Genomic DNA, 19,216 nt, shown 5'->3' with positions numbered 1-19,216 from the left:
GAGAAGCCAGTGGTTCGCGGTTCACAGCCCCGCCCAACGGCTGGAGGGCTCCCCGCGCTGTCACGACCCGCCCGGCCGCGAATCCGCTTGGTTATCGCGGACTCACACACCGTAGGAGAATGGAGGGAGCGGCGCTTTCTCTCCGGCCTCAAGGCCGGAGTTTCCGCGCCGCGAACGAGATGAACGAAGCGACGGGGATCCTGCCGGTCGCCTCGGTCGCCCAGGTGCGGGCCTACGCGCGCCGGCTGACGCTGGCCTACCCGCGGGAGCTCGCGACGGTGCTGGCCGTGCACGGCCTCGCCGCCGTCGCCGGGCTGGTCGCCCCACGGCTCCTGGGCGAGCTCGTCCAGGACGTACGCGACGGGTCTTCGCACATGGCGGTCGACCGGATCGCGGTCGCCATCCTCGCGTTCGTCGTCGTGCAGGGCGTGCTGCTGCGGTACGCCGTCTACCTGTCCGCGCGGCTCGGCGAGAAGGTGCTGGCCCGGCTGCGGGAGGAGTTCGTCGACCGGGTCCTGGAGCTGCCGCTGTCCACGGTGGAGCGGGCGGGCACCGGTGACCTGGTCACCCGAACGTCCCGCGACGTGGACGCCCTGGCGCGGACCGTCCGGCACGCCGTGCCCGAGACGCTGATCGCGATGGTCACCGGCGCGTTCGCGATCGGGGCGCTGATCCTCGTCGGGCCGCTGACGGCGCTGCCGTGCGTGGTCGGGGTGCCCCTGCTGTGGGCCGGCACCCGCTGGTACCTCAAGCGGGCCCGTGACGGCTACCTTCGGGAGAACCAGGCGTGGGGCGGCGTCACCTCCGGCCTCAGCGAGACCGTCGAGGGCGCCCGCACCGTCGAGGCGCTGGGGCTGGAGGACCGCCGTGTCGCGCGCACGGACGCCGACCTCGCCGTCGCGTGGGAGGCCGAGCGCTACACCCTCGGGCTGCGCACCGTGTGGTTCCCGCTGGTGGAGATCGGTTACGTGCTGCCGGTGGCGGCGACGCTGCTGATCGGCGGCCTGTTCTACCTGCACGGCCTGGCGTCGCTGGCCCAGGTCACCGCCGCGACGCTGTACGTCCAGCAGCTCATCGACCCGCTCGACCGGTTCCTGTCCTGGGTCGACGAGCTGCAGGTCGGCGGGGCGTCGCTGGCCCGGCTGCTCGGCGTCGCCGAGGTGCCGGCGGACCGTACGCCGAGCGGCCGGCGGCCCGACGGCGAGCGGATGGCCGTCGACGGTGTGCGCTACTCCTACCGGGACGGCCAGGACGTCCTGCACGGGGTGGACCTGCGGCTGCGCCCGGGCGAGCGGCTCGCGATGGTCGGGCCGAGCGGCGCGGGCAAGTCCACGCTCGGCCGGCTGCTCGTCGGCGTGCTGCGGCCGCGCGCCGGCGCGGTCACCGTCGGCGGGGTGCCGCTGGTGGACCTTCCGCTGGAGGACCTGCGCCGTAACGTCGCCCTGGTCACCCAGGAACACCACGTGTTCCGGGGCACGGTCCGCGACAACCTGAAGCTGGCCCGCCCCGATGCGACCGACGAGGAGCTGGCGCGGGCGCTGGACGCGGTCGACGCGTCCTGGGCCCACACGATGCTGGACACCGAGGTCGGGACCGGCAACGCGGCGCTGTCGCCCGCTCGGGCGCAGCAGCTCGCGCTCGCCCGTCTCGTCCTGGCCGATCCGCACACGCTCGTGCTGGACGAGGCGACCTCACTGCTCAACCCGCGGGCCGCCCGGCACCTCGAACGCAGCCTGTCCGCCGTTCTCGACGGCCGTACGGTGGTGGCGATCGCGCACCGGCTGCACACGGCGCACGACGCCGACCGGGTCGCCGTGGTGGAGGACGGCCGGATCACCGAGCTGGGCGACCACCACGAGCTCATCGCCCGGGACGGCTCCTACGCGGCGCTGTGGCGCTCCTGGCACGGCCAGGAGTGACCACGGAGCCGGTCCTCAGCCGCGCGGCAGTTTGACGACGCTGACGAAGAAGTCGTCGATCTGGCGGACGACCTTGATGAACTGGTCGAAGTCGACCGGCTTGGTGACGTACGCGTTCGCGTGCAGGCGGTAGCTGCGGAGGATGTCCTCCTCGGCCTCGGAGGTGGTGAGGACGACGACCGGGATGGTGCGCAGCGTCTCGTCGGCCTTGATCTCCTCCAGCACCTGCCGGCCGTCCATGCGCGGGAGGTTCAGGTCGAGGAGGACGAGGTCCGGACGCGGCGCGTCGGCGTAGTCGGCCTCGCGCCGCAGGAACCGCATCGCCTCTTCGCCGTCGCTGACGACCGACAGCTTGTTGCTGACCTTGTTGTCGTCGAACGCCTCTTTGGTCAGCACCACGTCGCCGGGGTCGTCCTCGACGAGCAGGACTTCAATCGGACGTACGGTCAGGTCCATGCGCCCTCCTTCGTCGGGGGAGTGACCAGAGGCGCTGTGCTCATGGTTCGCTCGCTGCGCTCGCTCATGCGCCCTCCTCCGTCGGGGGAGTGACCAGAGGCACTGTGCTTATGATTCGCTCGCTCCGCTCGCTCATGCCTCGGAGGTCTCCGTGCTGTCGTCGCTGTCGTCGCTGTCGTCGCTGTCGTCGGTGTCCTCGATGGCGGGCAGCGTCCATCGGATCGTCGTGCCCCGCTGCTCCGGCTCGGTGTCCAGCCAGATCCGTCCGCCATGGTATTCGACGATCTTCTTGCAGAGCGCCAGACCGATGCCGGTTCCGGTGTATTCGTCCTTCGGGTGCAGGCGCTGGAAGATGAGGAAGATCCGCTCGGCGTACGCGGCGTCGATGCCGATCCCGTTGTCGCTGCAGGCGAACTCCCAGTAGTCGCCGGCGCGCTCGGCCGAGATCCGCACCCGGGGCGGCTCCTCGCTGCGGAACTTGATCGCGTTGCCGATGAGGTTCTGGAGGAGCTGGGTGAGCAGCGTCGCGTCGCCGATCACCTTGGGCAGCGCGTCCCAGGTGATGCCGGCGTCCGACTCCGAACGGGCCAGCCCCAGGTTGTCCATGGCGGCCGCGAGGACGGTCTCGCAGTTCACGACCGTCATGTCGCGGTTCACCCGACCGACGCGGGAGAAGTTCAGCAGGTCGTTGATGAGCGACTGCATCCGCTTGGCGCCGTCGACCGCGAAGTCGATGTACTGCCGGCCGCGGTCGTCCAGGACGTCGGAGTAGCGGCGTTCGAGCATCTGGCAGAAGCTCGCCACCTTGCGCAGCGGCTCCTGCAGGTCGTGGCTGGCGACGTAGGCGAACTGCTCCAGCTCCGCGTTGGAACGGCGCAGCTCCCTGGTCTGCTCGTCGAGCTTGGCGCGTGCCTCGGATGCCTCCCGCCACTCCTCCAGGATGTGATTGCGCATCGCGTCGACGTGCGCCGCCAGCTCGGCGAGCTCGGCGGGCCCGGAGACCTGCAGCGGGTGCGTCAGGTCGCCCTGGGAGACCCGGCGGACCTGGCCGGTGAGCGCGGAGACCGGGCGCAGCACGGTGCGCCGGATGAGGAGGGTGAGGCCGAGCGCGCCGACGATCAGCACGACCGCCCCACCGGCCAGCGTCTCGTAGAGCCGGTCGACCTGATGGTCCAGCCGGTCGGCGGACCGGTGCTGCAGCTCGGCCAGCCGCGCGCGGGCGGCCGCCACGGCGGTACGGACCGCGGCGAACCGCTGTTCGCCGAAGGCGGCGGACGGCTTCGCGGTCCCGGCGGTGAGCGGGTCGGCGTAGTCGTGCCGCCAGGCGGCCACCTGGGAGCCGACCTCCGCGACCGCCTCCCGGGCCGGGCCGGCGCCGGGGGTGTTCCGCAGCAGGCGGGTGAGCCCGGCGAGGGAGGCCGCCGTCTCGTTCTTGGCGGCTCGGTACGCGGCGGGGGCGGCCTTGTCACCGGTCAGGCCGTAGGTCCGCACCGCGCCGCCCTCAGTGGAGACGGACGTGCTGAGCCGGCCGGACTCCAGCACGGCGGGGTCGACGTGCCGGAGCAGCGCGGAGCGGGCGGTGCTGCCGTCCCGGACCGCGAGTCCGACGGCGGTGCCCACGGCGACGACGGCGAGCAGCAGGAGGACGAGGCCGAGGCTGTACCAGTGGCCGACGCCCAGCCTCGGCACGCCCTCCGAGTCGACCTGGAGCGCCGGCGCCTGGCGCAGACGGCGCGTCGAGGGAGCGGTCACCGGGCGGCCTTTCCGGAGAGCATGACGACGGCGAGGTCGTCGGTGAGCGCCTCGCCGTTGAGGGATTCCACCTCGGCGACGAGGTGGTCGATGAGCAGGTCGCCGCTGAGGCCCCGGGCGCGGGCGCTCGCCGCGAGCTCGACGAGCCCTTCGGTGCCGAGCCGGTCCGGCCCGCCGCCGATGCGGCCCTCGATCAGCCCGTCGGTGTAGAGCATGAGCGACCAGTCGCCGGTCAGCTCGATCTCCGCGGCCGGCCACTCGGACCCGGGGAACAGGCCGAGCGCCGGCCCGTACGCCTCGTCGGGCAGCGCCCTGGCCGTCGTGTCGGCGAACAGCACCGGCGCGGGATGGCCGGCCATGTGGAACCGCGCGCTCCGCCGGTCCGGCGCGATCGTGATCATGCTGAGCGTCGTGAAGATCTCCTCGGACCAGCGTTCGTGGCACAGGACCGTGTCCAGCGTGTCCAGCAGGTCCGTCCCGGAGTGCCCGGCCAGGACGAGGGTGCGCCAGGCCATCCGCAGGCGCACGCCGAGCGACGCCTCGTCCGGCCCGTGCCCGCAGACGTCACCGATGACGAGGTGCACCGACCCGTCGGAGGTCTGCACGGTGTCGTAGAAGTCGCCGCCGAGGAGGGCGCGCTCCCGGCCCGGCCGGTAGCGCGTGTGGTGGTGCAGGGCCGGGTCGCTGATCAGCGGCACGGGCAGCAGCCCCAGCTCGATCCGGGCGTTCTCCTCGCTCCGGATCTGGGCCTCCATGAGCTCGCGCTCGGAGTCCTCGGCGCGCTTGCGCTCCAGGGCGTAGCGGATGGCGCGGGCCAGCAGCGGACCGTCGACCTCGTGCTTGATCAGGTAGTCCTCGGCGCCCGCGGCGACGGCGGCGACGCCCACTGCGGCGTCGCTGCGGCCGGTCAGGACCAGGACGGCCGAGCGCGGGGCCATGTCGAGCACCTGACGCAGCAGGTCGAGCCCTTCGGCGTCGGGCAGCGACAGGTCGACCACGACGCAGTGGACACCGGGTCGCAGGCGCTCACGGGCCTCACGGAGCGTGCGCGCCTGGATGATGCCGGCGTCGGGCAACTCCTCGTCGAGGAGCTCTTCGAACAGGAAGGCGTCACCCGGGTCGTCCTCGATGAGGAGGATCTCCAGCTTGCCGTCGCCGGGAACGACCGAGGTCGAGTGCTCGATTATCTCGCTCACGTCTCGTCGGGGGTCGGGGTGCCGGTCGCACCGTCTGAAGAATGGTGCCCTTTACCGGGCGCGGGGGCAACGGTCACGCGAGCGCTTCCTTAAGGAACCTGATCTGGAGGAGCAGGAGGTTCTCGGCGACGACCTCCTGCGGCGTCATGTGGGTGACGCCGGACAGCGGCAGGACGGCGTGCGGCCGGCCGGCGGCCAGCAATGCCGAGGATAGACGCAGCGTATGCGCGGCGACGACGTTATCGTCGGCCAGCCCGTGGATGAGCAGCAGCGGCCGCGTCACGTCCGCGGGCACGTCACCGCCGGAAACGGCGCCGAACAGGCTCGACCGCTCGTACGGCTCCGGGTCCGCGCCGGGGTCGCCGAGGTAACGCTCCGTGTAGTGCGTGTCGTACAGCGTCCAGTCGGTGACCGGCGCGCCCGCGATCGCCGCGTGGAAGACGTCCGGTCGGCGCAGCACCGCGAGCGCGGCGAGGTACCCGCCGAACGACCAGCCCCGGATGGCCACCCGCGACAGGTCGAGGGGGAACCGCTCGGCGGCCCCGCGCAGCGCCGCGATCTGGTCGTCCAGGACCGGCCCGGCGAGGTCGTGGTGGATCGCGTGCTCCCAGTCGCGTCCCCGGCCGGGGCTGCCGCGTCCGTCGGCGACGACGACCGCGAACCCCTGGTCGGCGAGCCACTGCGGCTCGGCGAAGGCGCGGCGCGCGGCGAGGACCCGCTGCGCGTGCGGCCCGCCATAGGGGTCCATGAGCACGGGCAGCGGTTCGTCCCCGGTGTAGCCGGTCGGCAGCAGCACGGCGGTGCGCAGCTCGCGCTCGCCCGCCCGGATCAGGGTGACGCCGACGTCCAGGGACGGCTGCTCGGCGTGGGAGGCGATCCGGCCGACGGGGGCGCCGTCGCGCAGCACGGTCGTCTCGGCGCCGAACCGGTCGAGCCGGCTTCCGGTGACGACGGTCGTGCCGCCGCGCCGACGGCCGCCGTACACCCCCGCGCCGTCGCTCAGCCGGGCGAGGCCGCCGGGGCCGTACGCCCAGACGTGGATCTCGGTGGGCTCCTCGGAGGCGGTGAACAGGACGGTGTCGCCGTCCACGTCGAGCACGGCGCGCACGTGCAGGCCGTCCGGGGTGACGCGCTCGCCGCCGATGATCAGCCCGCGCGCGTCGTGGCCGTCTTCGGCCACCCAGACGAGGTCGCCCTCGCCGGTACGGGCGGGCGCGCCGGGGACGATGTCCAGCCAGACCGGGTCGGTGTCCTCCCGGACGAGCGTGGTCCGGCCGGTGGACGGGTCGGCCGCCAGGATCCGCATCGTCTTCTGGTCGCGGGTCTGGACGACCAGCAGCGCGCCGCGGGAGTCCCAGCGGGCGGTGACGAGGTACGGGAACGTCCCCCGGTCCCACTCGACCTCCTGCCGCGCGCCGTCCAGCCCGAGGACGAAGAGGGAGACGTCGGCGTTAGGCGTGCCCGCGGCGGGGTAGGCGACCTCCCGGGCCGGCGTCGCCGGGTTCGCGGGGTCGGCGATGTGCCAGCGGCGCACCGGTGACTCGTCGACGCGGGCGGCGAGGAGGGCGGTGCCGTCGGGTGCCCACCAGTACCCGCGCATGCGCTGCATCTCCTCGGCGGCGATGAACTCCGCGAGGCCGTACGAGACCTGCTCGCCCTCCGGCTCGGCCAGCGCGCGGTCCGCGCCGGTCGCCACCTCGATCACGCGCAGGGCGCGGCCGGAGACGTACGCGACGTGGGCGCCGGTCGGGTCCGGACGCGGGTCGAAGGCGGGGACGGCGGCGTCCAGGGGGCGGACGGCGGCGTCGAGGTCGGTGACGAACAGCCGCCCGGACAGCGCGAACGCGGCGAGCGTCAGCCCCTCGTCGGTGGCGTACGTGACGATTCCGCCCGCCTGCTCGCGGGCGCGTTCCCGGCGGGCCTTCTCCTCGGCGGGCAGGTCCTCCTCGCCGGGCAGGTCGAGGCCGCGCGGGTCGACGATCAGGCGTTCCTTCGCCTCGGCGCCGTCGCGCGGGACGTCGAGCGCCCACAGGCAGGTGACGGGGTCGGTACCGCCGCGCGTGCGGAGGAACACGACGCGTGAACCGTCGGGGGAGACCAGGAAACCGCGGGGCGCTCCGAGGGTGAAACGCCGTGTACGCGCGCTCTGCCGGGGAAAGCTCGTCGTCATGTCTCGATCCTGCCAGCAGGCCGCTCATGCTCCGTGCAAGCCCGCCGGTCATGCGGAAGACTGTTGCCGTCCATAAGCCGTTTCCCCCAGGAGTATTGATGCCCGACGCCCGTCCCCTACAGCCCGGTGATCCAGACCGGTTGGGGTCTTACGAAGTGACGGGCCGCCTCGGGGAGGGCGGCCAGGGCACGGTCTACCTCGGCCGCTCGGCCACCGGGGACCCGGTGGCCATCAAGCTGCTGCGCGGTGACCTCGCTCAGGACGACACCGCGCGGGGCCGGTTCCTGCGCGAACTGGCCGCCGTCAAGCGCGTCGCCCGGTTCTGCACCGCGCAGGTCCTGGAGGCCGACGTGGACGGCGACCGGCCGTACATCGTCAGCGAGTACGTCCCCGGCCCGTCACTGCAGCAACTGGTCACCGGAGAGTCCCCCCGGTCCGGCGCCGAGCTGGAGCGGCTGGCCATCGGCACGGTCACCGCGCTCGTCGCCATCCACCAGGCGGGCATCGTCCACCGTGATTTCAAGCCGCAGAACGTCCTGATCGGTCCCGACGGGCCGCGGGTCATCGACTTCGGCATCGCCAAGGCCCTCGACGCGGCCGCGACGATGACCAACTCCGCCATCGGGACCCCCGCCTACATGGCGCCCGAGCAGCTCACCGGCAGGGAGATCACCCCGGCCGCCGACATCTTCGCCTGGGGCTCGACGATGGCGTACGCCGCCACCGGCACCGCGCCGTTCGGGCAGGACACCGTGATGGCGGTGATCAACCGCATCCTGAGCGAGCCGCCGGACCTCGGCGGCGTGCACGAGCCGCTGCGCGGCATCGTCGCCGACTGCCTCGCCAAGGATCCGGCCGTACGGCCCACCGCCCAGCAACTGCTGATGCGCCTGCTGGGCGAGGAGGGCGTCACCCCGGCCGCTCCGGTGGTCGGCGGAGGCCCGCAGACGGCGATCCTGGACCAGGGCGCCGCGTTCGCCGAGACCAGGGCGGCCGGCGCCGTCCCGACCGCGCCGGTCACGCCGGCCGCGCCGGTCACGCCGGCCGCGCCCACGATCGCGGCGGGCGGCCTCGGAGCCATGGCGGCGGGCGCGGGCGCCGGAGGTCCGACGATGCCGCATCAGGCCGGGATGACGCAGCCGGCCGGCGCGGCCCGCCGCGGCACGTCGCCGGGGCTGGTCCTGGCGGCGGTGGCCGGGCTCGTCCTCGCGGTGGCGCTCGCCGCGGTGGTCGTCTGGGCGGCCGGCCACCATGGGAACAAGCCGGCGCCCGGCCCGGCGCCGAGCGCCCAGGCCTCCAGCGAGCAGCCCGATGACAGCGGGGAGCCGCAGCAGCCGGTCCAGAGCGGCTCGCGGCCCGAGCCGAGCTACAGCCAGCGGCCGACGCACCGTTGGTCGCCCACCCGGACGGCGACGGCGGCGCCCACCAGCCACGAGCCGACCACCTCGGCGCCCACCGACCAGCCGACGACCAGCGGCCCGAAGGAGCCGACCGGAGACCCGACGGGCGGTGGGAAGGACCAGGGTGGCGGCAAGGCGAGCCTGCCCGCCGGATAGCGTTGCGGGCCATGGCCGACCTGCGCATCCTGTTCGTGCACGCCCATCCGGACGACGAGTCGATCGAGACCGGGGCGACCATGGCGAAGTACGCCGCCGAGGGCGCCCACGTCTGCCTGGTCACCTGCACGCGCGGTGAGGAGGGCGAGGTCATCCCCGAGGAGCTGCGTCACCTGAGCGGCGACGCGCTGGGGGAGTACCGCGTCGGCGAGCTGGCCGAGGCGTGCGCCGCGCTCGGGGTGACCGACCACCGGTTCCTCGGCGGCCCGGGGCGCTGGCGCGACTCCGGGATGATGGGCGTGCCGTCCAACGACCATCCGCGCGCCTTCTGGCGGGCCGACGTCGACGAGGCCGCCGCCGAGCTCGTCGCCGTCATGCGCGAGGTCCGCCCGCAGGTCGTCGTCACCTACGACGCGAACGGCTTCTACGGTCACCCGGACCACATCCAGGCGCACCGGGTCGCGTGGCGGGCGTTCGAGCGGGCGGCGGACCCGTCCTTCGGTACCGGCGAGCCGGGGCGGCCCGCGCGGTTCTACGCCACCGCCGTGCCCTTGTCGACGCTCGAGGAGGCGGTGGGCCGGGGGCCGTTCGAGAAGGTCGCCTCGGTCGCCGAGTTCGGCTTCGGCGTCCCGGACGAGCAGGTGACCACACGGGTCGACGCCCGCGACCACCTGCCGGCCAAGATCGCCGCGATGCGGGCGCACCGTACGCAGATCACCGTCGATCCGCCGTACTTCGCGCTGTCCAACGACGTCGGCCAGCCGCTCCCGGGCGTCGAGTACTACACGCTCCTCGCCGGGGAGCCGGGCCCGCTCGGAGCGGACGGCCGCGAGACCGGTCTGAGGCACCCGGTAGCCTGACCCGCTGTGGAGCAATGGACGGGCCCGTACGCCCCTCAGGAGCCGTCGCGTGAGTCAGCCCTGGTGACGGGTGTCGCGTACGGCGTGCTCGTCGTGCTCGGTCTGATCTTCGGCGTGATCACGTCGTTCCAGTTCTCCTGGACGCTCGCGGGCTTCCCGGTGGCCGCCGTCCTCCTGTCCCTCGTCGAGTTCGCGGCGTTCCGGCTCGCCGGGTGGGCGATGGAGAGCAAGGTCGGCGTGGCGACCCTGGCCGTGCCGTGGCTGATCGTCGTCGTGCTGCTGTCGAGCCGGCGTCCGGAGGGCGACCTCATCGTGACCGGCACCACCGCCGGGTACGTCTTCATCTTCGGCGGGTCGATCGCCGCCGTCGTCGCGGTCGCGGTGACCCGTTCGCCGCGTCCCTGGATCCTGCGCGGCACGACGTCCGTGCCGACGCCCCGCGGCTGACCCGTAGGACGCACGGAGCGCGCACGCCCGGTGGACGTGCGCGCTCGGTGCTCGTGAGTCGCGGGTCGCGGGATCCCCGCCGCCGAGGTCAGCCGGTGGTCGCCTCGACCGTCTCGGGCGAGCGGTCGGCGGTGTTCCGCCGGTAGCCCCGCACCGCGAAGCAGGACGCGGCTCCGACGAAGACGAGGGCGAGCGGCAGGAGCATCGTCGGCTTCATCGCGTCGACGAAGCCGTGTCCGAACACGCTCTGGGCCGCCTGGGTGATCTGGTGGACGACCTGCTGGGGGAGGTTCTGCGGCAGGTGCTGAGCCGCTCCGGTCTGGCCGGCGCCCACCTCGAGCCCGCCCTTGGCGGCGTCCTTGAATCCCTGGACGAACGGGCCGCGCGCCTCGGCGGGAAGCGCGCCGGCGCGCTTCTGGGCCTCGTCCCGGAGGTGGGAGGCGAGCTGGTTCTGCAGGATGGCGCCAGCGGCGGCGCTGCCCACCACCGAACCGATCTGCCGGGTCGTGTTGTTGACGCCGGAGGCCGCGCCGGCCATGCGGGGGTCGACGCCGCGCATCGCCTCGGTGGCCATCGGCGCGAAGACGCCGCCGATGCCGATACCGGAGACGATCAGTCCGGGCAGGAAGGTCGGCCAGCTCGAGTCGACGCCGGCGATCAGCACGATCCAACCCATGCCGACCGCGTACAGCGTGAGCCCGGCCATGAGGATGAACTTACCGCCGATCTTGTCGGTTATCCGGCCGGCGACCGGCGCGAGGAACATCGACACGACCGAGGACGGGGCCATGACCAGACCCGCCTTGAGGGCGCTGAAGCCGAGCACCGACTGCAGGTAGATGGTGAGGGGCAGGAAAACGCCGATCATCCCGATGGACAGGACCGCGCCGACGAAGTTCAGGACCGTGAAGTTGCGATCCTTGAACAGGACGAACGGGACGAGCGGGTCACGGTTCTGCTGGGTGCGCTGCTGCACGAGGAAGATCGCGAAGACGACGGCCGCCGCCGCGAACAGCGCCCAGATGACGCCGTTCCAGTCGTACCGCTGGCCCTCGGTGAGGGCGAAGACGAGGCAGAACAGCGCGACCGTGGCGATCAGAACGCCGACGAGGTCGAGACGGTGGGAGCGCTCGATCCGGACACTGGGGATGACCGTGAACGCCAGCACGAGGACGAGCACGCCGATCGGCAGGTTGACGAAGAAGATCCATCGCCAGTCGAAGGCGGTCACCAGGAGCCCGCCGAGCGTAGGCCCGGCGATCGTCGCGACCCCCGCCACGGCGCCCCAGATGCCGAGTGCCGCACCCCGGCGTTCGGCCGGGAAGGTGGCGATGATGATCGCCATCGTCTGCGGCATCAGCAGGGCGGAGCCGAGGCCCTGCACCGCGCGGGCGGCGATCAGCTCGGCCGGGTTCTGCGAGATGCCGCACAGCAGGCTGGCGATGGTGAAGACGGTCACGCCCGCGATGAACAGGTTCCGCTGGCCGCGCAGGTCGCCCAGCCGGCCCGCGGTGATCAGCAGGACCGCGAGGACGAGGACGTAGGCGTTGACCACCCAGAGGACCTCGTCCAGCGATGCGCCCAGTTTGTCGATCATGCTGGGCATCGCGATGTTCACGATCGTCAGGTCCAGCAGTGTCATGAAGAACCCGAGACTGAGCGTCAACAAGATCGCCCAGGGGTTGCCATGCCATTTCCTCATGTGACGTTGTTCTCCCCGTTCGGGCGGCCGGGAGGCCGCCAGGTCAGCCGGCCGCTCTTGATGTCCTCGCTGAGCGCGCGCAGGAACTCCAGCTCGGACCGCAGCTGTGCGTTGCAGTACTCGACCTCGATCAGCTGGATCCGCTGCAGCCCTTGCTTGAACAGGCCGTCGACGACGATGTCGTGCGCGGCGAGCTTGCCCTCGAGGGCGACCGCGCGGAGGTCGAGCAGGTGGGCGGCGTCGTCCGGCGGCAGCATGGCCAGGAAGGACAGCGCCATGCCGATGACCGGGTATTCCTGCGAGGGGCGGCGAATGAAGTCGCGGAGCCGGGAATGCGCCTCGTCCCGGCCTTGTTCGGTGATCGCGTAGACGGTGCGCTCGGGGCGGCGCCCTTCGCGCGTCGTCTCCACGGACTCGATCAGTCCTTGTCCGGCGAGCCGTTCGACCGTGTGGTAGAGCGACCCGTGCGCGACCTTGACCACCTGGTCGATGGCGTGGTCGCGGATGCGCTGCTGCATCTCGTACGGGTGCATGGGCTCGTCGTGGAGCAGCCTGAGCACTGCCAATCCGAGAGGCGTGAGCGGTCGTGGCATCGTCGTCTTTTCTGGTCCGTACTGATTAATCCACTTGGACTATAGAACTCCGGTTCGACGGCTGCAAACGGATTTACGGCGACATGGGGTGACATGGACGAAGGTCCGGACCCCCCGGGGCCCGGACCTCCGCGAACGACCGGCCGGCGGCCTCACGTCGGCCGCCGGGAGCCTCACACCTCGGTGAGGACCGCCTCCAGCTGGTCGAGCGCCCAGTCCAAATCCTCCTGGCTCACGACCAGCGGCGGCGCCAGCCGGAGCGTCGTCTCATGCGTCTCCTTCGCCAGCACGCCGCGCTCCATCAGCCGCTCGCTGACCGGGCGCGCCTTGCCGTTAAGCTCCACGCCGGCCCACAGGCCGCGGCCGCGCACCTCGCGGACGTGCTCCGGCGGCAGCGCGCCGAGCCGGGCGTGCAGGTGCGCCCCCAGCGTGCGGGAGCGCTCCTGGAACTCCCCGGTCTTCAACATCGCGATGACCTCGCGGCCCACCGCGCAGGCGAGCGGGTTGCCGCCGAACGTCGACCCGTGCTGGCCGGGCTTGAAGACGCCGAGGATGTCGCGGTCGGCGACGACGGCGGAGACCGGCAGGATGCCGCCGCCGAGCGCCTTGCCGAGGATGTAGACGTCGGGCACGACGTTCTCGTGCTCGACCGCGAACGTCGTGCCGGTACGGCCCAGGCCCGACTGGATCTCGTCGGCGATCATCAGGGCGCCGCGGGCGGTGCAGATCTCGCGCACCGCCGCCAGGAACCCGCTCGGCGGGACGTTCACGCCGGCCTCGCCCTGGATCGGCTCGATCAGCACGCCGACCGTGTTCTCGTCGACGGCCGCGCGCAGCGCCTCGACGTCGCCGTAGGGCACGGTGCGGAACCCGGGCGTGAACGGGCCGTAGGAGTTGCGGGCGTCCGGGTCGGTGGAGAAGCTGACGATCGTCGTCGTCCGGCCGTGGAAGTTGCCCTCGAACGTGACGATGTTCGCCTGCTCGGCGGGCACGCCCTTGACCTCGTACCCCCACTTGCGGGCGGTCTTCAGCGCGGTCTCGACGGCCTCCGCGCCGCTGTTCATCGGCAGGACCATCTCCTTGCCGGCCAGCTCGGCCAGCTCGGCGACGAACGGCCCGAACTGGTCGTGGTCGAACGCCCGGCTGACCAGCGTGACGCGGTCGAGCTGCCGCCGCGCGGCCTCGACCAGCCGCGGATGGCGGTGCCCGAAGTTGACGGCGGAGTACGCCGACAGCATGTCGAGGTACCGCTTGCCCTCGACGTCGGTCACCCAGGCGCCCTCGGCGTCGGCGATCACGATCGGCAGCGGGTGGTAGTTGTGCGCGCTGTGCAGTTCCGACAGCGCCCGCAGCTCCTGCGTGTTCAACAGTGCTCCTTCTCGGACCCGCGGGGTCTCCCGAGTCCCATTGTCCCTGCTACGGGCGTAGTTCGAGGGTGCAGCACTTCGGGCCGCCCCCCGCCTTGCGCAGCTCCGTCATCTCGATCGGAATGACGTGGAAGCCGCGCTCCGTGAGCCGTGCGATCAGCGTCATGGCGTCGTCCGGAACGATCACGTTCCGGCCGTCGCTGACCGCGTTCAACCCGAACGCCAGGGCGTCCTCCTCGGTCGCCTCGATCAGCTCGGGGAAGAGCGCCTGCAGCTTGATCAGGCCGTCCTCGTCGAAGGCGCCGGGGTAGTACGCCGCCGTAAAGGGGTCGATCACGCACAGCGCGGTGTCGAGGTGGTAGAACCGCGGGTCGATCAGGCGGACGCTGACGACCGGCAGCCCGAACGCGTCGTGCAGTTCGTTGTGCGCGACCGGGTCCGTACGGAAGCCGTGGCCCGCGACGATCGCGCGGTAGGCGAAGGCGTAGTCGCCCTCACCCTCGTTCACGTGCTCGGCGGTGCGGATGCGCCGGTAGCCGTGCTCCTCGAACCATATCCGGTGCGCGTCCGCCTCGGCGGCGCGCTCGGGGTGGCGGAACCTCGCGCCCAGCACCATGCCGCCGACGACGGTCGCGCCGTTCGCGGCGAAGACCATGTCCGGCAGGCCGGGGACGGGGGGGAGGACGTGCACGGTGTGGCCGAGTGAGGCGTAGGTCGCGCGCAGGCGTTCCCACTCGTGGCGGGCCCGGTCACGGTCGACCGGGGAGGTCGGGTCCATCCACGCGTTGATCGCGTATTGGACGTCGAAGTAGGTCGGCGGGCACATCAGGTAGGTCCGTGCCGGCTGCCCCGCCGAGATGCCCGCGCCATCGCGGGCAAGGGTCTGCATCGTCATCGATGTTGTGCTCCTGGCAATGCGGGCCCGATTACGCGCCCAGTGGGTTGGTGAGGCACCACCCGCAGCGTAAGGTCGGCTTGTCCGCAACACCAATAACGGATGTGCGCTTGAAAGGGTCCAATCATTGCGTCTTGACGACATCGACCGGCGAATCGTTGCGTGTCTGCTGGAGAACGCCCGTGCGTCCTTCGCGCAGGTCGGCGACGAGGTCGGACTGTCGGCTCCGGCGGTCAAGCGCCGGGTCGACCGGCTCCGGCACGACGGGGTGATCACGGGGTACGCCGCGGTCGTCGACCCCTCGGCGCTGGGCTGGACCACGGAGGCGTTCGTGGAGTTGTTCTGCGCGGGCCGTACGTCCCCTGCGGAGATCTCCGCCAGCATCCGCCGACATCCCGAGGTGGTGGCGGCCTACACGGTCACCGGGGAGGCGAACGCGCTGGTCCACCTGCGTGCCCACGATATCCAGGCCCTCGAGGAGGCCCTCGAGCGGCTGCGCAACGAACCGAACATCGTGCAGACCAAGACCTCCATCGTCCTGTCCCGGCTGCTCGGCCGCCCGACCGGCGGGCCGGACGCCTGACCGGTGGGCCGAACGCCCGACCGGCGGGCCGGACGTCTGAGCCAGCCGTTGTTACCATCCGGTAGATGGACTTCACGACGGCTGATCTCTTCGACGAGTACGGCGCCGAGCTGGCGAGCTGCGAGACGCAGTTCCGTTCGTACGGGGCGCGCGCACGCTTCGCGGGGCCGGTGGCGACCGTCCGCTGTCACGAGGACAACGCGCTGCTCAAGAAGGTGCTCGCCACCGCGGGGGAGGGCCGCGTGCTCGTCGTCGACGGCGGCGGCTCGCTGCGCACCGCGCTCATGGGCGACATGATCGCCGGATCGGCGGTCGCGAACGGCTGGGCCGGAGTCGTGATCAATGGCGCGGTCCGTGACGTGGTGGCGCTGCGCGAACTCGATCTGGGGATCCGGGCGCTGGGTTCCAATCCCCGCAAGAGCGCCAAGGACGGCGCCGGTGAGGTCGACGTTCCGGTGGTGTTCGGCGGCGCCGAGTTCCGGCCCGGCGCCTGGCTGTACGCCGACGAGGACGGCATCGTCGTGGCGGGCCGCCGCCTGGATGCGGAATCCCGCTGAGGGCTGGGGAGTGTCGGACGAATCCGCCGTCCGGCTGCGCGGACGGAATTCGTCGGACACGCGCCGGCGGCGGGCGCCGTCCGGACCCGGCGCGCTCCGCTGAAGGCTCCGCCGGGCCTCGGCCGGCGGTCCGGCTCAGGGCAGCCGGCCGAGCTGCTTCGTCAGCAGCGACGTCCCCTTCTTGGTGATCGCGTCACCGGACGCCTTCGGCGCGACGCGCTCCCAGTACATCGAGACCAGCACGACGTTGCCGCGGTTCACGTAGTCGAACGAGCGGTAGATGACGTTGATGATGCTGGCGGACGGGGCGTACAGCGCCTTCTCGAAGCCGCGTACGTGCGACCAGCCGGGCGTGGTCTCATCGGTGGTGTGCCAGGTGTCGTCATGGGCCAGGGCGATCCGGTTCCCGGGGAGGCGCTTCTGCGGAATGTGCTTCTTCGCCGGGCACGCCATGACCTTCGTGCGGATGGTCGCGAACATCGCCGCCGCGGTGGCGGCGTCCGGGTAGGTCAGCGCGATCTCCCCGTAGTTCGCGCCGTAGTACTGGCTGGTGTTGAACTCGCGGACCTTCACGTCCGGGCCGCCCGCCGGCTTGATCGCCGACAGCGAGCAGGACGGGACGGCGTGCTCCTTGAGCGCCGGCGTGCTCGGCGGCTGTTCCTTGATGCGCGGGTCGATGTCCCGGGCCGACAGGAAGGCCGCGGCCACCCGATCGGCCGCGTAGCTCGGTGTGGGCGACGGGCTCGCCGTCGTACGGCCGGGCGGCGAGGAGGACGGCGTCGCCTTGTGACCGCCGCCACCTCCGCATCCGGCGAGGAGGACGCCCGCGGCGAGCAGGACGGGGACGTACGCACGGGGGCGGTACACGTGGCGTTCCTCCTCGGGGCCGTGGATCAGCCGGGCTGGGACTGGGTCTGCACCTCGCCGACCGCGAGGCCGAGGTTTCCGGGCGGACCCGTCATGGGCCCGAACGCGCCGCCCGCCGTGTCGCAGTCGTTGCCCTGACAGGCCCAGGTGATCCGGTAGGTGATGGTCGCGGTGATCGTGTACTTGTGGTCCGGGCGGCTCGCCGACGACCTCTGGTAGGTGTAGCCGCAGTCCGTGCCGCCGGGCGTGCCCGCCGTCGCCGCGGCGCAGGTGAGGCCGTTGCCGTCCCCCATGTTCCACGTGACGACCGGCTGGTCGGCGGTCACGGTCACGTGCTGGCCCGGCACGTCGGCCACCGCGGTCTTGTTCCCCACGTCGTCGACCCACAGGCCGGTCGTGATCCGGATGTAGGACCGCGGACTCGGCGCCGTGCCGATCCCGGGGACGGGCAGTTGGAGGTTGTCCCGCGCGTCGTAGGCGACGTCGATCGTGGGGATGTGAGGGGCGGCCGCGGGCGCGGCGGTGCCGGGTGTGCAGGCGAGATCGCCGCCCACGGTCGGGCAGCCGATGCCGGGGCCGGTCCCGCCACCCCCTCCACCACCACCGCCGCCGCTCTCACCGCTGGTGCCGCCTTCGCCGGGGAGGGTGCGGTTGCTGTGCGCGCAGGCGTTGGGCAGGCAGAGCGGGGCCGCGGCCGCCGTGCCGGACGCCAGGCCCACGGCGGCGCCCGGGAGGAGGGTCAGCAGGACGGCGATGGAGGTTCGTCTGGTCAGCATTTCCTGCCCTCCGTCGCGTCGGAGATCTTGTAGGTGCCGTCGCTGTAGCGCATGACCGCCTGGTAGAGGTGACTGCCGTCACGCCAGGCGGCGAGCCGCTTCCCGGTCCTGGCGGAGAAGCGGTACGACCCGAGGGTCCGCACACAGTCGAGGATCACGACGACCGAGTCGTCTTTGGAGCCGCCCTGAACCTGGGGGTTGAGGACATTGTGGAATCGCCAGAAGACGCCCTGCCGCTGGATCTTCGCGACGTCCTTCTCAATGATCGACAAAAGCGGATCCATGGCGACCGTGTCGAGCCGGCTGGTGTCATTCGTCTCGTACGCCTGCTCGTACATCCGCTGGTACTCGCGGTAGGCGACGACGGCGGACTGCGGAGTCCGGGGAAGCGGGCCGTTGCTCGCCGGACCGCCCGCGGTGTTCACCGGCGCGTCCGGCTGCGGCGTCGTATCAGGGGATGAGGACGCCACGGGGGAATCGTCCCCTTGGGCCTGCCCGCTGGGGTGGAAGCCACCGGTCGCGCGGCTGCCACAGGCTGTGAGCAGGCTCGCCAAGAGGAGCGAACCGACGCACATGCGGAATCGCATCGTCAATTCCCGGGCATCGGGGGAAATTACCTCATGAGCTTACTGAGGCGGTAGGGGCAAGAAAAGAGGTTCCCAAGAACGGGTGAATCGGTCGCGGCCCTATCCCCGGTTAGAGACGACCGACCAGCCGGACCAGGTCGAGGCCCAGAATCATGTCGAGTTCGACCGCCGTCTCGAATTTCGCGCCGGGCGGTACGGAGTCGTCCTCGGCGAGCCGGGACAGGCAGGCCAACGCCGCCGGTGTGTCGAGGTCGGCGTCCAGGTGCGCGACCGCCTCCGTGACGTACGAGCGCTCCGGCGGCCGCCCGGGGGACTCGGCCCAGCCGGCGACGCGACGCCGCCACTCGGTGAGCGAGGCGGCCGCCGCGGCGAGGTCCGTACGACCGTGCGGCAGGTCCGCCCGGTAGTGGGTCTCCAGCAGCGCCAGGCGCACGGCGAGCGGGTCGAGGCCGTCCCACGGCACCGGGACCCAGCGGCCGACCGTCGCGCCGACGTGCACGTCGGCGGGGCCGGAGGTCAGCTCGGCCGGGCGTACGCCCAGGTCCGACGCTCCCGGCACGGTGTTCCAGATCCCCAGCGCGCGCAGCCGGTGGCGGACGGCGAGCCGGCGGATCAGGTCGGCGACCACCTGGGCGCGCAGCTCATCGGAGCAGGCGACCCGGATGACTCCGGGGCGAGCCGGGACGATCTCCGTGAGGCGCCCGGTTCCGGGATCGTACAGGCGCAGCATGCGGACGACCCTACCCACAAGCCCGCGAAGCGCACCGTCGCGCCGCGATCGGGCGTCCGCCGGGAGCGCACTGCGCCGTCTCCCGGCAGCCGGACGGGGCTGCCGCCGTCCGCCTCCCGGCGTACGGCCGGGCGGGGGTGTCGCCGTCCTGCCTTTCGGCGTGCGGCCGGGCGGGCGGGGGATGTTGCGTGACCGGCGTGCGG

General features: G+C 72.1%; 18 protein-coding genes. 6 read left to right on the top strand and 12 right to left on the bottom strand.

Translation table 11 applies throughout. The features are described from left to right. The first annotated feature begins 179 nt into the window (after positions 1 to 179). On the top strand, positions 180 to 1,919 hold the full coding sequence (locus tag ABD978_RS16005) for an ABC transporter ATP-binding protein (protein WP_345354284.1): 1,740 nt from the start codon (positions 180 to 182) through the stop codon (positions 1,917 to 1,919). Between the two features lie 15 nt (positions 1,920 to 1,934). On the opposite strand, the gene ABD978_RS16000 is transcribed toward ABD978_RS16005, so the two are convergent. From ABD978_RS16000 to ABD978_RS15985, 4 genes are all read right to left on the bottom strand, one after another. Next, positions 1,935 to 2,375 (bottom strand): response regulator, encoded by a 441-nt coding sequence (locus ABD978_RS16000; protein WP_345354282.1) that lies wholly within the window; start codon positions 2,373 to 2,375, stop codon positions 1,935 to 1,937. A gap of 132 nt (positions 2,376 to 2,507) precedes the next feature. Next, positions 2,508 to 4,127, bottom strand: a complete 1,620-nt coding sequence (locus ABD978_RS15995; protein ID WP_345354280.1) for a sensor histidine kinase — start codon at positions 4,125 to 4,127, stop codon at positions 2,508 to 2,510. Further along, entirely contained in the window at positions 4,124 to 5,323 is a 1,200-nt protein-coding gene (locus ABD978_RS15990) for a PP2C family protein-serine/threonine phosphatase (RefSeq protein WP_345354278.1), read from the bottom strand. The genes ABD978_RS15995 and ABD978_RS15990 overlap by 4 nt, the downstream gene beginning before the upstream one ends. Positions 5,324 to 5,396: 73 nt before the next feature. After that, positions 5,397 to 7,493 (bottom strand): S9 family peptidase, encoded by a 2,097-nt coding sequence (locus ABD978_RS15985; RefSeq protein ID WP_345354276.1) that lies wholly within the window; start codon positions 7,491 to 7,493, stop codon positions 5,397 to 5,399. Between the two features lie 140 nt (positions 7,494 to 7,633). On the opposite strand from ABD978_RS15985, the gene ABD978_RS15980 reads away from it, so the two are divergent. Genes ABD978_RS15980 through ABD978_RS15970 form a run of 3 tightly spaced genes read left to right on the top strand, consistent with a single transcriptional unit; the run spans position 7,634 to position 10,356 of the window. Beyond that, positions 7,634 to 9,049, top strand: a complete 1,416-nt coding sequence (locus ABD978_RS15980; RefSeq protein ID WP_345354274.1) for a serine/threonine-protein kinase — start codon at positions 7,634 to 7,636, stop codon at positions 9,047 to 9,049. A gap of 11 nt (positions 9,050 to 9,060) precedes the next feature. Further along, a complete protein-coding gene (mshB, locus tag ABD978_RS15975; protein ID WP_345354272.1) occupies positions 9,061 to 9,909 on the top strand; it encodes an N-acetyl-1-D-myo-inositol-2-amino-2-deoxy-alpha-D-glucopyranoside deacetylase in 849 nt (282 codons plus the stop codon). Positions 9,910 to 9,915: 6 nt separating this feature from the next. Further along, a complete protein-coding gene (locus ABD978_RS15970; RefSeq protein WP_345354270.1) occupies positions 9,916 to 10,356 on the top strand; it encodes a DUF6113 family protein in 441 nt (146 codons plus the stop codon). Between the two features lie 88 nt (positions 10,357 to 10,444). On the opposite strand, the gene ABD978_RS15965 is transcribed toward ABD978_RS15970, so the two are convergent. From ABD978_RS15965 to ddaH, 4 genes are all read right to left on the bottom strand, one after another. Further along, positions 10,445 to 12,058 carry a DHA2 family efflux MFS transporter permease subunit gene (locus tag ABD978_RS15965; RefSeq protein ID WP_345354268.1) on the bottom strand — a complete coding sequence of 538 codons (1,614 nt, stop codon included), beginning with the start codon at positions 12,056 to 12,058 and terminating at the stop codon, positions 10,445 to 10,447. After that, on the bottom strand, positions 12,055 to 12,618 hold the full coding sequence (locus tag ABD978_RS15960) for a PadR family transcriptional regulator (protein WP_345354266.1): 564 nt from the start codon (positions 12,616 to 12,618) through the stop codon (positions 12,055 to 12,057). The genes ABD978_RS15965 and ABD978_RS15960 overlap by 4 nt, the downstream gene beginning before the upstream one ends. A gap of 206 nt (positions 12,619 to 12,824) precedes the next feature. Further along, positions 12,825 to 14,018, bottom strand: coding sequence for an ornithine--oxo-acid transaminase (rocD, locus tag ABD978_RS15955; RefSeq protein WP_345354263.1), 1,194 nt, complete (start codon positions 14,016 to 14,018; stop codon positions 12,825 to 12,827). Positions 14,019 to 14,067: 49 nt separating this feature from the next. Further along, entirely contained in the window at positions 14,068 to 14,913 is an 846-nt protein-coding gene (ddaH, locus tag ABD978_RS15950; protein ID WP_345354261.1) for a dimethylargininase, read from the bottom strand. A gap of 127 nt (positions 14,914 to 15,040) precedes the next feature. On the opposite strand from ddaH, the gene ABD978_RS15945 reads away from it, so the two are divergent. Together ABD978_RS15945 and rraA are read left to right on the top strand one after the other, a co-directional pair. Beyond that, positions 15,041 to 15,496, top strand: a complete 456-nt coding sequence (locus ABD978_RS15945; protein WP_345354259.1) for an Lrp/AsnC family transcriptional regulator — start codon at positions 15,041 to 15,043, stop codon at positions 15,494 to 15,496. A gap of 65 nt (positions 15,497 to 15,561) precedes the next feature. Beyond that, a complete protein-coding gene (gene rraA / locus ABD978_RS15940; protein WP_345354257.1) occupies positions 15,562 to 16,053 on the top strand; it encodes a ribonuclease E activity regulator RraA in 492 nt (163 codons plus the stop codon). A 135-nt stretch (positions 16,054 to 16,188) separates the two neighbouring features. On the opposite strand, the gene ABD978_RS15935 is transcribed toward rraA, so the two are convergent. The 4 genes from ABD978_RS15935 to ABD978_RS15920 form a co-directional block, all read right to left on the bottom strand. Continuing rightward, on the bottom strand, positions 16,189 to 16,920 hold the full coding sequence (locus ABD978_RS15935) for a hypothetical protein (RefSeq protein WP_345354255.1): 732 nt from the start codon (positions 16,918 to 16,920) through the stop codon (positions 16,189 to 16,191). A 26-nt stretch (positions 16,921 to 16,946) separates the two neighbouring features. Next, positions 16,947 to 17,696, bottom strand: a complete 750-nt coding sequence (locus ABD978_RS15930; protein ID WP_345354253.1) for a hypothetical protein — start codon at positions 17,694 to 17,696, stop codon at positions 16,947 to 16,949. Then, on the bottom strand, positions 17,690 to 18,166 hold the full coding sequence (locus ABD978_RS15925; protein ID WP_345354251.1) for a hypothetical protein: 477 nt from the start codon (positions 18,164 to 18,166) through the stop codon (positions 17,690 to 17,692). The genes ABD978_RS15930 and ABD978_RS15925 overlap by 7 nt, the downstream gene beginning before the upstream one ends. A gap of 226 nt (positions 18,167 to 18,392) precedes the next feature. Then, entirely contained in the window at positions 18,393 to 19,013 is a 621-nt protein-coding gene (locus ABD978_RS15920; protein ID WP_345354249.1) for a hypothetical protein, read from the bottom strand. Positions 19,014 to 19,216: the final 203 nt, after the last annotated feature.

Origin of the sequence: Actinoallomurus liliacearum, assembly GCF_039542035.1 — a bacterium.
Classification (GTDB): Bacteria; Actinomycetota; Actinomycetes; order Streptosporangiales; family Streptosporangiaceae; genus Actinoallomurus; species Actinoallomurus liliacearum.
The sequence above is the reverse complement of the archived record's forward strand: the minus strand, read 5'-3'. Positions and strand labels throughout refer to the sequence as shown.

What these genes read in the sequence shown, in the direction of transcription:
- ABD978_RS16005 (WP_345354284.1), top strand. Translation starts at nt 180, where the DNA reads ATGAACGAAGCGACGGGGATCCTGCCGGTCGCCTCGGTCGCCCAGGTG.
- ABD978_RS16000 (WP_345354282.1), bottom strand. Translation starts at nt 2,375, where the DNA reads ATGGACCTGACCGTACGTCCGATTGAAGTCCTGCTCGTCGAGGACGAC.
- ABD978_RS15985 (WP_345354276.1), bottom strand. Translation starts at nt 7,493, where the DNA reads ATGACGACGAGCTTTCCCCGGCAGAGCGCGCGTACACGGCGTTTCACC.
- mshB (WP_345354272.1), top strand. Translation starts at nt 9,061, where the DNA reads ATGGCCGACCTGCGCATCCTGTTCGTGCACGCCCATCCGGACGACGAG.
- ABD978_RS15965 (WP_345354268.1), bottom strand. Translation starts at nt 12,058, where the DNA reads ATGAGGAAATGGCATGGCAACCCCTGGGCGATCTTGTTGACGCTCAGT.
- ddaH (WP_345354261.1), bottom strand. Translation starts at nt 14,913, where the DNA reads ATGACGATGCAGACCCTTGCCCGCGATGGCGCGGGCATCTCGGCGGGG.
- rraA (WP_345354257.1), top strand. Translation starts at nt 15,562, where the DNA reads ATGGACTTCACGACGGCTGATCTCTTCGACGAGTACGGCGCCGAGCTG.
- ABD978_RS15930 (WP_345354253.1), bottom strand. Translation starts at nt 17,696, where the DNA reads ATGCTGACCAGACGAACCTCCATCGCCGTCCTGCTGACCCTCCTCCCG.
- ABD978_RS15920 (WP_345354249.1), bottom strand. Translation starts at nt 19,013, where the DNA reads ATGCTGCGCCTGTACGATCCCGGAACCGGGCGCCTCACGGAGATCGTC.